Annotated in this window: 15 protein-coding genes, 2 tRNA genes and 1 pseudogene; 2 read left to right on the top strand and 16 right to left on the bottom strand. The window is 35.8% G+C overall.

Annotated features, from left to right (window positions below; translation table 11 throughout):
- Positions 1-49 precede the first annotated feature (49 nt).
- From ACUN26_RS18990 to ACUN26_RS19000, 3 genes and pseudogenes are all read right to left on the bottom strand, one after another.
- Positions 50-1,048: a hypothetical protein gene (locus tag ACUN26_RS18990; RefSeq protein ID WP_000358252.1), complete on the bottom strand. Its 999-nt coding sequence runs from the start codon at positions 1,046-1,048 to the stop codon at positions 50-52.
- A gap of 198 nt (positions 1,049-1,246) precedes the next feature.
- Positions 1,247-1,495 carry a hypothetical protein gene (locus ACUN26_RS18995; RefSeq protein ID WP_001983650.1) on the bottom strand — a complete coding sequence of 83 codons (249 nt, stop codon included), beginning with the start codon at positions 1,493-1,495 and terminating at the stop codon, positions 1,247-1,249.
- Positions 1,496-1,783: 288 nt separating this feature from the next.
- Positions 1,784-1,896: pseudogene (locus ACUN26_RS19000) on the bottom strand (group I intron-associated PD-(D/E)XK endonuclease); the annotation flags it as partial.
- A 113-nt stretch (positions 1,897-2,009) separates the two neighbouring features.
- Here ACUN26_RS19000 and ACUN26_RS19005 point away from each other — a divergent pair.
- The gene (locus ACUN26_RS19005; RefSeq protein ID WP_000473869.1) at positions 2,010-2,624 is read left to right on the top strand and encodes a PH domain-containing protein; all 615 of its coding nucleotides are present in this window, start codon (positions 2,010-2,012) and stop codon (positions 2,622-2,624) included.
- Between the two features lie 83 nt (positions 2,625-2,707).
- On the opposite strand, the gene ACUN26_RS19010 is transcribed toward ACUN26_RS19005, so the two are convergent.
- The 12 genes from ACUN26_RS19010 to ACUN26_RS19065 form a co-directional block, all read right to left on the bottom strand.
- Positions 2,708-2,908 (bottom strand): hypothetical protein, encoded by a 201-nt coding sequence (locus ACUN26_RS19010; protein ID WP_000090056.1) that lies wholly within the window; start codon positions 2,906-2,908, stop codon positions 2,708-2,710.
- Positions 2,909-3,320: 412 nt separating this feature from the next.
- A tRNA-Arg gene (locus ACUN26_RS19015) sits at positions 3,321-3,394 on the bottom strand.
- Position 3,395: 1 nt separating this feature from the next.
- Positions 3,396-3,469: transfer RNA gene (locus ACUN26_RS19020), tRNA-Gly, on the bottom strand.
- A gap of 109 nt (positions 3,470-3,578) precedes the next feature.
- A complete protein-coding gene (locus tag ACUN26_RS19025) occupies positions 3,579-4,082 on the bottom strand; it encodes a metallophosphoesterase (protein ID WP_000645514.1) in 504 nt (167 codons plus the stop codon).
- Between the two features lie 13 nt (positions 4,083-4,095).
- A complete protein-coding gene (locus tag ACUN26_RS19030) occupies positions 4,096-4,704 on the bottom strand; it encodes an XTP/dITP diphosphatase (RefSeq protein ID WP_000815932.1) in 609 nt (202 codons plus the stop codon).
- Between the two features lie 11 nt (positions 4,705-4,715).
- On the bottom strand, positions 4,716-5,453 hold the full coding sequence (rph, locus tag ACUN26_RS19035; RefSeq protein WP_001261767.1) for a ribonuclease PH: 738 nt from the start codon (positions 5,451-5,453) through the stop codon (positions 4,716-4,718).
- 128 nt (positions 5,454-5,581) lie between these two features.
- Positions 5,582-6,628, bottom strand: coding sequence for a GerMN domain-containing protein (locus ACUN26_RS19040; protein WP_001126735.1), 1,047 nt, complete (start codon positions 6,626-6,628; stop codon positions 5,582-5,584).
- A 180-nt stretch (positions 6,629-6,808) separates the two neighbouring features.
- Complete coding sequence (gene racE, locus ACUN26_RS19045) at positions 6,809-7,615, bottom strand: glutamate racemase (protein WP_000773999.1); 807 nt, start codon at positions 7,613-7,615, stop codon at positions 6,809-6,811.
- Positions 7,616-7,939: 324 nt separating this feature from the next.
- Positions 7,940-8,611, bottom strand: a complete 672-nt coding sequence (locus ACUN26_RS19050) for a type 1 glutamine amidotransferase domain-containing protein (protein WP_002039695.1) — start codon at positions 8,609-8,611, stop codon at positions 7,940-7,942.
- Between the two features lie 107 nt (positions 8,612-8,718).
- The gene (gene gerE / locus ACUN26_RS19055) at positions 8,719-8,943 is read right to left on the bottom strand and encodes a spore germination transcription factor GerE (protein ID WP_000659484.1); all 225 of its coding nucleotides are present in this window, start codon (positions 8,941-8,943) and stop codon (positions 8,719-8,721) included.
- A gap of 165 nt (positions 8,944-9,108) precedes the next feature.
- Positions 9,109-10,404 (bottom strand): purine/pyrimidine permease, encoded by a 1,296-nt coding sequence (locus tag ACUN26_RS19060; protein WP_000792687.1) that lies wholly within the window; start codon positions 10,402-10,404, stop codon positions 9,109-9,111.
- 98 nt (positions 10,405-10,502) lie between these two features.
- Complete coding sequence (locus ACUN26_RS19065) at positions 10,503-11,744, bottom strand: amidohydrolase family protein (RefSeq protein ID WP_000219581.1); 1,242 nt, start codon at positions 11,742-11,744, stop codon at positions 10,503-10,505.
- Positions 11,745-11,933: 189 nt separating this feature from the next.
- Between ACUN26_RS19065 and ACUN26_RS19070 the strand changes: the two genes are divergently transcribed.
- On the top strand, positions 11,934-12,119 hold the full coding sequence (locus ACUN26_RS19070) for a PspC domain-containing protein (protein ID WP_000038412.1): 186 nt from the start codon (positions 11,934-11,936) through the stop codon (positions 12,117-12,119).
- A gap of 68 nt (positions 12,120-12,187) precedes the next feature.
- Here ACUN26_RS19070 and ACUN26_RS19075 read toward each other — a convergent pair whose 3' ends face one another.
- Entirely contained in the window at positions 12,188-12,760 is a 573-nt protein-coding gene (locus ACUN26_RS19075; protein WP_000658047.1) for a helix-turn-helix domain-containing protein, read from the bottom strand.
- Positions 12,761-12,822: the final 62 nt, after the last annotated feature.

Below are 12,822 nucleotides of genomic sequence, written 5' to 3' on the forward strand. Positions count from 1 at the left end.
ATAACATAGAATATGCTCGTTTCAAGAACTGAACGATTCTTTTTCATAATTATACGGGCAAATATCCTTCTCTTTCAACACGCAATAACCATTGATAGGCAATATGAAACTCTTCTAATTCAATATTATATGCTGTCATAAGTTCTTCTTCATCAATAGCCAATCCGAAACGTTTTCTTCCAATTCTCTCTAAAACAGCAGCCCAAATCTCTACTTTATCCATTAATAGTGCAAATGGGAAAACGCTAATTTGTAATTCTTTCCAATATACAACCATCGCACTAAATATATCGGGATAATTTTGCTCCAATCGGCTTGATAATGTATGTATAATGTTATCGGATTGCTCCTCATTATGACCTGTAAATGCTGGAATCACTTTAACCCTATTTCCAAACTTTTCTACTTCTATCTCTTCTTCTACTTGATTTTCTATCATTTTATACAAAATAGAAGTTTTCAAATAAGGATGTTGCTTTTCGTCTATTAAAAATTTCTTTAAAACAGGTAATGCGAGATCCAAGTCTTTTAACGAAATCTGTTGAATCCCTCTCAGCTTTTGCCCAAAGTTTTCTCCAAAAATCTCCTTAGTAAATTCATCCAATTCGAAATTTGAATCAATTAGCGACGTGTCTTCTTCATTTAGCATACCTTCTGCAAATAAAGCGAGTTGCGCTAATTTTTCCTTTTGCTCAGGCATTATATCTTTCGTTCGCAAAACTTTTTCAACAGTTTCAATAACGCCTTCATAATCATTTGTTTGAACTAAAATCGTCACATACGTTTCAAGAATATCACCAAATAAGACAGCTCCTGTTTCAAGCAACTGTTCACATTTGTCTTTCGCTTCTTCCATACGTTTTAATTCCAGCAAACAAATAACGGAAGCTAATTCCGTTTGTTCCGTTTCTGCATTATACTGACGTAATATTTCAAAGCAGCGCAATGCATCTTCGAATTCCCGCTCTTTCAGCGCTAAAAAGCCTTCATCAATATAGCGTTCTGATAGTTGCGGAAACAATACGACCGTATTTTCTTTTTTATCCATACGTCCGCCTCTTTTTCTAGATTTTAATGATCTTCAAAGTAAATATATCAAATGCGTAATAAGAACACAACAATCTAAAACCTTTTGTTTGAAATATAAAAATATTCTATTTTTATATTTCAATACAGCTAAATCTTTATTAAAAAATCAAAATTATACAAATAAAAATCCTCAGCAACAGACGCAGAGGATTCATCATTAATGGAAAGCTTTTATAATTGTGGGGTATATTACAAGGGTAATAATTTGGAGAACAATAATTGCCATAACAATCATGCTAAAATAGAAGATTGGCTTACTTCGCTTCATTAAAAACATAATAATAAGCATCGTGCAAGCAAACAAACTTAAGAAAAACAAACTCGTTGTCGAACTAAGTATACCACTCGGGACAAAGAACAATAACACTACACTACAAGTACCTATAATTCCAAATAACCATTCCATTCATTCACTCATTCCCTTTCCCTCTCATGGTAGTTTTTTTTACTAAGCGATTAAATGTTTTACAACATCAACTACATACGTTAATTTCTCATACGCTACAAATCCAAAAGCAACTGTTAAGCCTGTTACAACTAATCCCTTCATCATTTCTTCCTCCTCGTTTTATCGTTGTTACCTTCATTATAAAAGATTAGCAAATTCTTACCATCGAACTACCTTACAGTTACCTTACAGAATTGTAAGATTTCAAAAGGGTTAGAAAAACACCTCCTATCGCTTGAGGTGCTTTCATGGAATTTCTCTATAATCACTTGCAACATTAACTTTTTCTCTTGATAATTTTTCGGAGAATCAACTCTCAAACTAATGGATTTATTAAATAATTTAGGATCGAAATAATATTCGTTATTTTTCTTAACTTACCTTCAAATATTTTCGCCTTACAAGAAAACATTTTGTTAAAATCATGTTAATATATTTTTGTATAATTAAGAATTTAAAAGGGGGATTATATATGTTTAAAAAAATGGCTGCAGATGTATTAGGACTAAGCGATGTAGGGTCTGTCATTACACCGAAAGATTACGATAAGGTTGATGCTGATGATTACGTGATGCATGAAGATGGAGAGAAAATTTATTTTCTAATTAAATCAAAATCAGATGAATATTGTTTCACAAACAAAGGATTAATCCACCTAGATGGCACAAGCGCAACAAGTAAAAAACGTACACTACGCCGCTTTAGCTATAGTAAATATCAAATTAAAAACGTAGCACTTGAAACTGCCGGAACGATTGATTTAGATGTAGAAATTAAGTTTCAAATGGGAGATGAGCATTATTCAATTGATGTTCATAAAAAACACATTGAAGAATTAAAAGATTTATATAAGGCTTTACTTAAAATAGAAGAAATTTCATACGACAACGATATTACATTGCAGTATGCACATAAAAGTCTAGATATGGCATCTAACGCTTTTAGCCGTATCTCAAATGCGCAAGTAAATTTAGCAGAGCAATTTAAAGAGATGAATGAAATCGCCTTTAACTGGCTCGTTGATACGAAAAAACAATATAATGTGAAAGATTATGGTTTTGTCTTTGAGAAGTTTATTAATAACTAAACAAAAAACCTTGTTATCAAAAGATAACAAGGTTTTTTAGCGTCCCAGGAGAGGTTCGAACTCTCGGCCCGCTCATTTCCGTACTATTTTATATATTTTGATCGCAGTCTTAATATATCTTCCTCTTCGCGAATGCCTGCCGATCCCTTCCTCACATTTTTTACGACAGTCCAATTCGGGTTAGTTTCATCACCGATGTTCTGTATTGTAAAGTTGCCGTCACCATATTTCCGTTGACCTTCTGCCAATTTCTCCGTTAAATCATTCTCTTTTGCTCTCGCCATCTTTGCGCCATCTCCCTTTTTTATACAACCTTCTTAAACTGTCCAACCAATCACACGTCCAGTCAATTGGAGATTCTCGTTTTCCGCTTCTATTAATTGTAACACACTGTCGGGGATAAGTTTCGATAACGGGTGCTCAATCGTACTAGAATGATAAAAAGTTTTATAACACTCTAAGTGAACAATTGGGATAATATAGATATGGATTTAAGTTCCATCATAAGCCTATTGATTCTTTAAATTAAACAAGAGAAATAGAGCGCATAAATGGCGCTCTTTTCTTAATGCACTTTAATCTGTTGTATATAATAATTATTATATGTTACGTTATATTTTTTACACCTCTTGCACATACATCAATTTTTAGACAAACAAAAAACCTTGTTATCAAAAGATAACAAGGTTTTCTTAGCGTCCCAGGAGAGATTCGAACTCCCGACCGTACGCTTAGAAGGCGTATGCTCTATCCGGCTGAGCTACTGGGACATGGAGCGGGTGAAGAGAATCGAACTCTCGACCAGAGCTTGGAAGGCTCTTGTTTTACCACTAAACTACACCCGCATATGTTATTTTATTTTTCTTCGTTAGCGCTTTTGCCCTATCGACAATATTTATTATATGTATATCCATACATAAAGTCAACACCTTTTTTAAAAGAGGATAATTTTTCTTATCCTCTTTTAAAAACTGCTTGTTCAACTAGTTGTCCGTCTAATGTTTCAAAGCGAACATCTATATGTTTTTCATTCATTTCTAATAAGGCAAATGTCTTTTCTACACGCTGACGTGGTAATAAAATACTTCCTGGATTGATAAATAAAACTCCATCAATAAATTCCGCACCTAATACGTGAGAATGTCCGAAGCATGCAACTTGTGCCCCCACTTCTTCTGCATAGTACGCTAACGTTTGTAAAGTCATTTTCACGTTATGACGATGTCCATGCACAACTAAGAAGCGAATGCCATCTACGTCAGTTACAATTTCATCTTGAAAGTTAGCATAATCACAATTTCCTTTTACAACATGGAAACCTTGCAGTTCTTCATGAGCAGGCGTTAACTCCGAATCACCACAATGAATCATGACATCTACTTTCCCTTCATATTTCTCTTTTAACTGCTGTAATTCCTTCACAGAGCTATGACTATCGCTTACGATTAAAGCTTTCATCAATCTCTCTCCCTCATTCTCCTAAAAACCATTCCGGAATTTTTTCTTCTAACTTACGAAGAGCACGTCCGCGGTGACTAATGGCATTTTTCTCATCTGAACTTAGTTCTGCCATCGCTTTTTTATATTCTTCTACATAAAAGATTGGATCATATCCAAAGCCGTTTTCCCCGCGGCGCTGTTCTAAAATGTACCCTTCACACGTTCCATTCACAATGACCGGTTCTTTATCCGCTTCTGGGAATGCAACTGCTAATGCACAGTAGAAACGCGCTTTACGTTTTTCAAAGTCAATTCCATTTAATTCTTGTAACACTTTATCCATGTTCGCTTGATCGTCTTTCGGCTCTCCTGCAAACCGAGCTGAATACACGCCTGGTTTTCCGTTTAAAGCATCTACGATCAGACCTGAATCATCCGCAATTACGATAGAATCCAACTGTCTACTCAAACTATCTGCTTTTAAGATTGCATTTTCTTCAAACGTTTCACCAGTTTCTTCGACTTCTTCAATATGAGGAAAATCGTGTAATGATTTCACTTCTAAATCAAAGCGCTCAAATAACTCAGCAAACTCACGCACTTTCCCCATATTTTTTGTCGCAACAACAACTTGTTTCATATTTTCCACCTCTACTCTATATGAGATACGATGTCACCTAACGCTTCTTTTTGCATGTCAATTAGTTGGAAAATGCCTTGTTCCGCAGCATCAAGTAGTTCATTTAACTGTGTTCTGCTAAACGTCGCTTCTTCTCCAGTTCCTTGCACTTCGACAAACTGACCTTTTCCAGTCATAATCACGTTCATATCAACGTCCGCTTTAGAATCTTCTGCATAGTTTAAATCTAAAACAACACCTTGCTCTTCCACAATTCCCACTGACGTTGCTGCTAAATAATCTTTTACTGGAATTTTAGATACTTTTTCTGCTTGTAATAACTTCTCAAACGCTAATACCATCGCTACATATGCACCTGTAATAGAAGCTGTTCTCGTTCCACCATCTGCTTGAATAACATCACAGTCAATCCAAACTGTTCTCTCGCCAAGTGCTTCTAAGTCAACTACCGCACGTAATGCTCGTCCAATTAAACGCTGGATTTCCATTGTACGTCCAGTTACTTTCCCTTTACTTGACTCCCTGATTGTACGTTGTTCTGTTGCACGCGGAATCATCGCGTATTCAGCTGTTACCCAGCCCTTTCCTTCCCCGCGCATAAACGGTGGGACACGCTCTTCAATTGTCGCTGAGCAAATTACCTTTGTATCCCCAACTTCAATTAATACTGAGCCTTCTGGGTGTTTTAAATAATTCGTATGAATATGTATATGGCGTAATTCTGTTTTCTCTCTACCATCTACTCGCATAAAAATAACCTCCTCATAACTACTTGTTAGTATAGCCAAACTTAAATGTATGATATGTATACAATAAAAGAAGGGGAACCCAAAAAGCAATTCCCCTTTCTTACTTAAGTATATCAAATTATCCACGATTAAAAACTACCTGTATTCACGTTTTCTGGACGATCTACAGGTTTTATTAACTTTCCGCCCTTTTCATCTATAAGATTTGCTTTACCATTTACCTCAATAGAAACACTTTTTACGCCTTTCTTTTCTGTCAAAGATAAAACTAACGACTTCAATACGTAATTTGAAACCATATTTTTATCTGGGTTTACAAATATATTTTCATTAAAGTTTAATGTAAGATTTCCGTCTTGCAATTTTGGATTCGTAATAAGCTTAACTCCTGGGTTAAAATCATTCAGGAGCGATTGATGAATCGGTCCTTTTACAAGTTCATCTATAATGGTTGCATAATCATTTTCTTTTCCCTCTACAACGCGGCGTGTTACCGGTACATAATATTGCTGCTTATCATTATTTTGCGCCATAAAGTAAAGCGTAACTGGTTTTGTATTTGTTACATCTGCCACTTGTTCATCATCAAAGTTAATACCATTCGCACGACTCACCCCTTCTCCAAGCGGTGTACCCGCGACAGGCATCTTCGCTAACTTTTCACCATTTATCTGAAACTGCACTTGTTTTATTTCTTTAAATTGAGTCAAAGTCCACGCTACTGACTCAACAATTTGACGCTCTTCTTCTTTTGCATAGTTTTTCATTTCTTTAGAGAAATCAATTACTGCTGTCCCATCTTTTTTCAAATCTAGAGTCATCGATGTATTTGCTGGAATGACTGCACGGAACCCATTCGGTAATAAATCAGTTACCGGCCCATCTTTCACAAGGTATTCTAGCGTTTGCTGTATTACTTCATTCGCTTTCGGAGTAGGCATTGCGATTGTTTGCGGTACAACATATCCATTTTTATCAACTAAGTATATTTCTCTATTTATCGTTTGCCCTTGTTTATTTTGAGCCGTCCCTTTCTTTTCACCATCTGTATACGTAACTTTTTTTGGTGGATCAATTTGTTCGGTCGCTTTCTCCTGATTTATGAAGCCGCACCCTGTTAATAAAACAGCACTTACCGTAGCACCAATAACCCATTTAAAAGTGGATTTAGGCATGCCTTCCCCCCCTAAAAACTAAGTTTGTACTATTATGTATACGAGCTATTTCACGTTTTAGAACAAGCTGTTCTTCTTATAAAGTGAAACTTTAATCAGCAGGGTCTTACTGCCCGGCAAATAGCGGGATAAACAAAAAACCCCTAATATCTCAGGGGTTCACTTATATGAATTCTATTATTATTCTTCTAAATGAATATGCTTCACATTTTCAATCGGCTGACCGAACCATTTTGATGCAATTTCTTTAAATAGGCCTATTTTCCCTGTTGTTAAGAAGAGATGATCACTTTGTTCCTCTCCCTCATTCAACATTTTACTATGATATAAAATTGTACTTACTTCACGCGCTGTTTCATCACCAGAACTAATTAGTTGCACTTTATCTCCCATTACCTTTTTAATAACAGGACCTAAAATTGGATAATGTGTACAACCTAAAATAAGTGTATCAATATCGGTATTTTTCAGCGGTTGCAATGTTTCTCTTACAACTTCATACGCCATTTCACTTTCGAAATTCCCACTTTCTACAAGTTCGACGAAAGGCGGACATGCTAAACTTTCTACCATAACACGGTTATTAATAGACTTTAACGCTTCTTCGTATGCACCACTTTTCACCGTTCCAATCGTACCAATAATCCCAACATGATACGTATTTGTCACTTTTAAAGCTGTACGTGATCCTGGGTGAATAACTCCCACTACCGGAATTGGTAATTGTTTCTGCATTTCTTCTAATACAACCGCAGTTGCTGTATTACACGCAATAACTAACATCTTGATATTTAAATCTAGTAAATGCTCCGTCATTTCCCACGTAAATTGACGCACTTCTTCTCGAGAACGTGGACCATAAGGGCAACGCGCTGTATCCCCTAAATATATAATACGCTCTTTCGGCAACTGACGAATTAATTCCTTCGCTACAGTTAAACCACCAACTCCTGAATCGATAACACCGATTGCTCTATTCAACTTCATCACCCGTTTTCTCATTCATCATCTTATTTTATCATTATATTTTACACACTTTAAGTTCGCTCACTTAAACTGCTTCTGTATGAAAATTTTCATTTGTACCTGTATAGACTAGGACCTTTTTTATTTTGCTCCTTTTTTTCATAATTTGCAAGACAGAAAAATAACCGACCTTCTATACGAAAGTCGGTTTCTTCTATATAAAGTGCATATTTACCTCGCTATTTGCCGGGCAGTAAGACCCCCACTAATTAAAGTTTCACTTTATTGCTCCATCTTTTTTTTGGAAAGAAGACATTCCTATTAATAAGAAGAAATGAGCAGAAATTAAAAGGACGATAATTTATTTACAGCCCTTTTTATAGCCTTACCTATTTCCACGCTAGACTGCGGATTTTGCCCTGTAATTAAACGACCATCCACTACAACATGTGGCGTAAAATTAGGAGCGACATAAAACAAAGCCCCTTCTTCTTTCAATTTACTTTCTAGCAAAAATGGAACTCGCTTTTCTAAATGTACAGCTTTTTCTTCATCGTTTGTATAACCTGTTATACGCTTACCGGCAACAAAAAACGAACCATCTTTATTTTTCACACCAACTAAAGAACTTACCCCGTGACAAACAGCCGCTACAATCCGGTTATTGTTATACATATTCTCAATTAAATTTGCTACATATGGATTACCTGGAAAATCTACAATCGCCCCGTGTCCACCACCAAATAATACCGCATCATACTCTGAAGAATGGACAGTTGAAATCACCCTCGTATTTTGCAATAAAGAAGCGACATGCTTAAATTCACGAGGTATGCCATTCGGAATAGATACTCTATCAATCGGCACTCTTCCGCCTTTTATAGAAACAATATCAACATCGAACTTAGCTTTTTTAAATAAAAGATAAGGAGCTGCGAGCTCTTCCAGCCACAAACCAGTCGGGTGTCCATTCATATCATGAGCACTTGTTGAAACTAACAGTATCCTTTTCAACATATCCCCTCCTTATTACCTATTTATGTATGAAACGTTTTTATCATTCATATAGCACGTGAAACAAACAGAAAAATAGCCGACCTTTCATATAAAAGTCGGCTGCTTTCTTATAGTTCGAGCTCTCCCATGCGAAGAAGCTCAACAACTGCTTGTGAACGTCCTTTAACCCCTAGCTTTTGCATTGCGTTTGAGATGTGGTTGCGAACTGTCTTTTCACTTATAAAAAGTTCACCTGCAATTTCTTTCGTTGTTTTATCTTGAACCAGTAATTCAAATACTTCTCTCTCTCTCTTTGTGAGTAAAGGTTTAGATTGATACGCTTTTTCCTTCAACTGGTATAACCCTCCTTGCTTAAGCCAGAGCTGTGTATGTGTAAGTTGGGTGTTTATTTAGTCAAGATATTGTATGAACGAAATGTGCAGGTGGTGAATAAAAATGGGCTTTATTTCCTATGTTATTTTAGACTTTTATACAGTGCGGACACTCTTTTTATCCATTTACTTTCCAGTACGCCATATTTGTTCTAGCAATATACTTACAACTGTACCTACAAATAAACCATTCCCGAATATATATTGCATAACAGACGGCAATGATTGGAGTGCTCCAGACGGTAAAAACATAACGCCGCTGCCAAATAATACTGCAACGCCTAAAATCGTTATATTCCTTTCACTCATCGGCACTTGTTTTATATTATTAAATCCAATTCCAATTAACTGTACGAACGAAGCCATTAACACTGCAGATGCGACAGCGGATGGCAACGATGCTAAGTAACGAATAATACTCGGAAACAGCGACATTACGACTAGTAATATGCATGCTAGTAAGAACGATCGTATATACTTTTGTTTTGTTAAACGTATAAATCCCGCTGTCGCCGGTAGCGGCACGACACCTACAGTTGAAAATACGGAAGAAATGATATGTGAAATCCCTCCAACCCACGTACCATCCTTCAACTGTTTTTGTTCAATAGTCGCTTTATGAATCGTAGCTTGATTAATCGCTATAATAGCTGCCACTGTATTTGAAACTAAAATACATACCATAACGAAACTCGATACAGCCATCCCTGTATTCCACTTCGGAAGACCCCAAGCAAATATTTGTGGAAGTTGCACAAAATGAGTTACTTGAGATGGGATTGTCACTTTCCCTGCAATGAGAAAAATAATCCACCCACTAATTAATCCTATTAAAACGGCATAACTTTTAACGAAACCTTTTCCAAAATTAGATAGTATAATAACGAACAGAAATATACCAAACGCGATTATTGCTGTAAATCCATCAATTTGAGAAATAGTAGCTGTAATTCCTAGCATTCCTTTTAAAAATACACCACTTAATTGTAAACATAATAAAAGTAAAAACGTCCCTGTCACAACCGGCGTAAATAAAAATAAAATACGTCCAATAAAACCAGTTACTCCTAATCCTATTAAAATAACACCGGAAATGATCATTCCTAATTCCAAAATTTGCAGTGTACTATGTAATTGATCCTGTCCGGCCGTTGCATAAGCAAGTACGGTAAATACACCAACCCAAGATCCAGCTGGCCCATCCGCAATTGGTAGTCTATGTCCAATCCATCCTTGTAAAAAAGAAGATATACCAACTACAAAAAACGTACGCTGCATTAAATAAAATATTTCTTCCGTCGTAAGATGAAATAACCCACCAACGACAATTGGTAGTGCGATTGAATTCGCTAATAAAAATATAAACCATTGCAAAGTTCCCATAATATGATTTTGGTTATGTTGATTGTCCAAATTTTTCATCCCTTCTAGCTTTCCTATACGAAATATATTGTAAGAATAAAAAAGAAGAGTTCTATATTCTCAATTAGAACCCTCCTCAAATTATTTAAACGATTCTTCTACACAAGATTATTTAATTCCACCTCATTTAAACTTCCAACAACAATATCCCCTTTATACACGACTAAACGCTTTTCTGTTTGACACGCTACCGCTTCAGCAGTACATGTTGCATTCGTTAAAACAAAGCTCGCTTCATCTCCTACATTTGGCCAAGCTCGTTTCCCTTCCTTGTTTAACGTTTCTTTTCCTCCCGTAATAAAGCGAAGTGCTTTTCCTAAAGACCTTTCGTCACTCCACCCAAAACGCTCTGCTAATCGATTTGCCTTTTGAAGCATATCGCCAGTTCCAAACGGCGACCAATGATCTGTAATACTATCATTTCCTAATGAAACTTTAACACCTTTTTTATCTAATAATGGAATTGGAATTACTTGTTTACCAATTGGCACCGTTGAAGTAATATCAATATTTAAAGCTGCTAGTCTTTCTGCCACTTCTTCAGCTTCTTTATCAGTAACACCACCAAGTCCAAGCGCATGACTAATTGTTACACGACCTTGCCACCCTGCTTCTTCTGTTAAGCTTGCCAACCTCTTCATCGTAAACGTTCCTAGATTATTCGCATCATGCAAATGAATATCAACATCTGCATTAAATTCTACTGCGATATCCATAATCGTATGTAATGATTTTTCGATATCATTATCCACTGTAGCTGGATCCACTCCACCGACTAGATTCGCACCCATACGCATCGCATCTTTCACAAGTTGTACAGAATTACTGCGCAATAATCCATGTTGCGGAAAAGCAACGATTCTACCAGACATCCGATTTTTATATGTTTCTAATGCAGCTAACGTCGCCTCCAAATTATGAAGTCCAATAATTGGATCAACATTACAATGCGTTCTAATATTCGTTGTACCATTTCGAAGTAGTAACTCTAGCATATTTTCCGCCCTGTCTTGAGCAGTTATTACTTGCTTTGGCAAAATCTTCTCTTCCTCATTAAAACGTGTAAAAATACTGTCTGCTGGCATACAAGCTTTCCAAGGCCCACTATAATATGTTTTATCAATATGAATATGCATCTCTTCGAAAGACGGCAAAATTAATAAGCGATTCACATCAAGAGTTACTATCCCTTCCTCTTGAACAATCCCTTCTATAATTTTTTTAATTCGTCCATCTTCAATGAGTAAACTACATAATTCTGTTTCTGTTCGTGAAATTGCCCCTTCTTCATATGTATACCTTGATTCAAGCATTACATTAGTCAACCAATATACTGTCATTTCTATTTCCCCACCCTTTATTAAAAATCGCCTCATACCTCTTACTATAAGTTTAATATCCGCTGAAAATTAAGACAATTAATATGATCGTTTCTCTAAAAAAATGTAATACAACCTCATAGTCTTCTCATAAATTTCCATATAGAATAGAAGTATATAGCTTCATATAAAAAAGGAGTTGATCGTTATATGTCAAAAAAATTATGTAAATCCGAAACTGATAAAATGCTATTTGGTATATGTGGTGGTTTAGGAGAATATTTTGATATTAGTTCTACTCTCATTCGTATCCTTTGGGTCATTGCTATTTTATGTTTTGGAACGGGATTTTTAGTTTACTTTATTTGTTTATTACTTATGCCACGTTCGTACTAATGGCATCACTTCCTATACTTAAGAAGAGCATATAAAAAATCACCTATAGAATTCTATAGGTGATTTTTTCATGAAGAGTATTTCATCGTTAAATGTAATACAGCCACTTCATCGTCTTCATTTTTATAGCTATGTTTCTTATTCGCTTCAAATTGAATGGAGTCAAACTCGTTTAATTCGTATACATCATTCTCCACTTGAATGGATACTTTCCCTTTCATTACCGTTACAAGCTCAATAGCACCTTCATGATGAGCTTCCGGTTCATATATACTATTCGCTCTTAAACAAGCACGGTGCATTTCCATCCCTGTTTCTTTCGTGTAACGGAACATCGTTTCTAAATGCCATGCTTGTCCTACATCTACTGCAAATCCTTCTCCGCAGCGCGCAACAGCTACAGGTTCTCCAACAACCATTAATCTCGATAAAGGTATCGATAACCCTTTCGTTATTTTCCAAATGACAGCTAACGTTGGATTCGTTTCACCTCTCTCAATTTTCCCTAATGTTAATTTACTAACTCCTGTTTTTTGGGCTAATTCTTCTAAACTTAATTTTTGTTCATTTCGAATTTGTCTTAATAGCTGACCTACTTGCTGAATGACTTCTTTCGTTTGCATATCTTCATGTTCTTTCATCTATAAAACCACCTCAAAGTATAAAATAGTTTACTTTTATTATCTTAAAGTATATTATACTA

The organism is Bacillus sp. WC2503, assembly GCF_052682895.1.

Coding starts and splice junctions, on each gene's coding strand:
- ACUN26_RS18990 (WP_000358252.1), bottom strand. CDS start 1,048: ATGGATAAAAAAGAAAATACGGTCGTATTGTTTCCGCAACTATCAGAA.
- ACUN26_RS18995 (WP_001983650.1), bottom strand. CDS start 1,495: ATGGAATGGTTATTTGGAATTATAGGTACTTGTAGTGTAGTGTTATTG.
- ACUN26_RS19005 (WP_000473869.1), top strand. CDS start 2,010: ATGTTTAAAAAAATGGCTGCAGATGTATTAGGACTAAGCGATGTAGGG.
- ACUN26_RS19010 (WP_000090056.1), bottom strand. CDS start 2,908: ATGGCGAGAGCAAAAGAGAATGATTTAACGGAGAAATTGGCAGAAGGT.
- ACUN26_RS19025 (WP_000645514.1), bottom strand. CDS start 4,082: ATGAAAGCTTTAATCGTAAGCGATAGTCATAGCTCTGTGAAGGAATTA.
- ACUN26_RS19030 (WP_000815932.1), bottom strand. CDS start 4,704: ATGAAACAAGTTGTTGTTGCGACAAAAAATATGGGGAAAGTGCGTGAG.
- rph (WP_001261767.1), bottom strand. CDS start 5,453: ATGCGAGTAGATGGTAGAGAGAAAACAGAATTACGCCATATACATATT.
- ACUN26_RS19040 (WP_001126735.1), bottom strand. CDS start 6,628: ATGCCTAAATCCACTTTTAAATGGGTTATTGGTGCTACGGTAAGTGCT.
- racE (WP_000773999.1), bottom strand. CDS start 7,615: ATGAAGTTGAATAGAGCAATCGGTGTTATCGATTCAGGAGTTGGTGGT.
- ACUN26_RS19050 (WP_002039695.1), bottom strand. CDS start 8,611: ATGTTGAAAAGGATACTGTTAGTTTCAACAAGTGCTCATGATATGAAT.
- ACUN26_RS19060 (WP_000792687.1), bottom strand. CDS start 10,404: ATGAAAAATTTGGACAATCAACATAACCAAAATCATATTATGGGAACT.
- ACUN26_RS19065 (WP_000219581.1), bottom strand. CDS start 11,744: ATGACAGTATATTGGTTGACTAATGTAATGCTTGAATCAAGGTATACA.
- ACUN26_RS19070 (WP_000038412.1), top strand. CDS start 11,934: ATGTCAAAAAAATTATGTAAATCCGAAACTGATAAAATGCTATTTGGT.
- ACUN26_RS19075 (WP_000658047.1), bottom strand. CDS start 12,760: ATGAAAGAACATGAAGATATGCAAACGAAAGAAGTCATTCAGCAAGTA.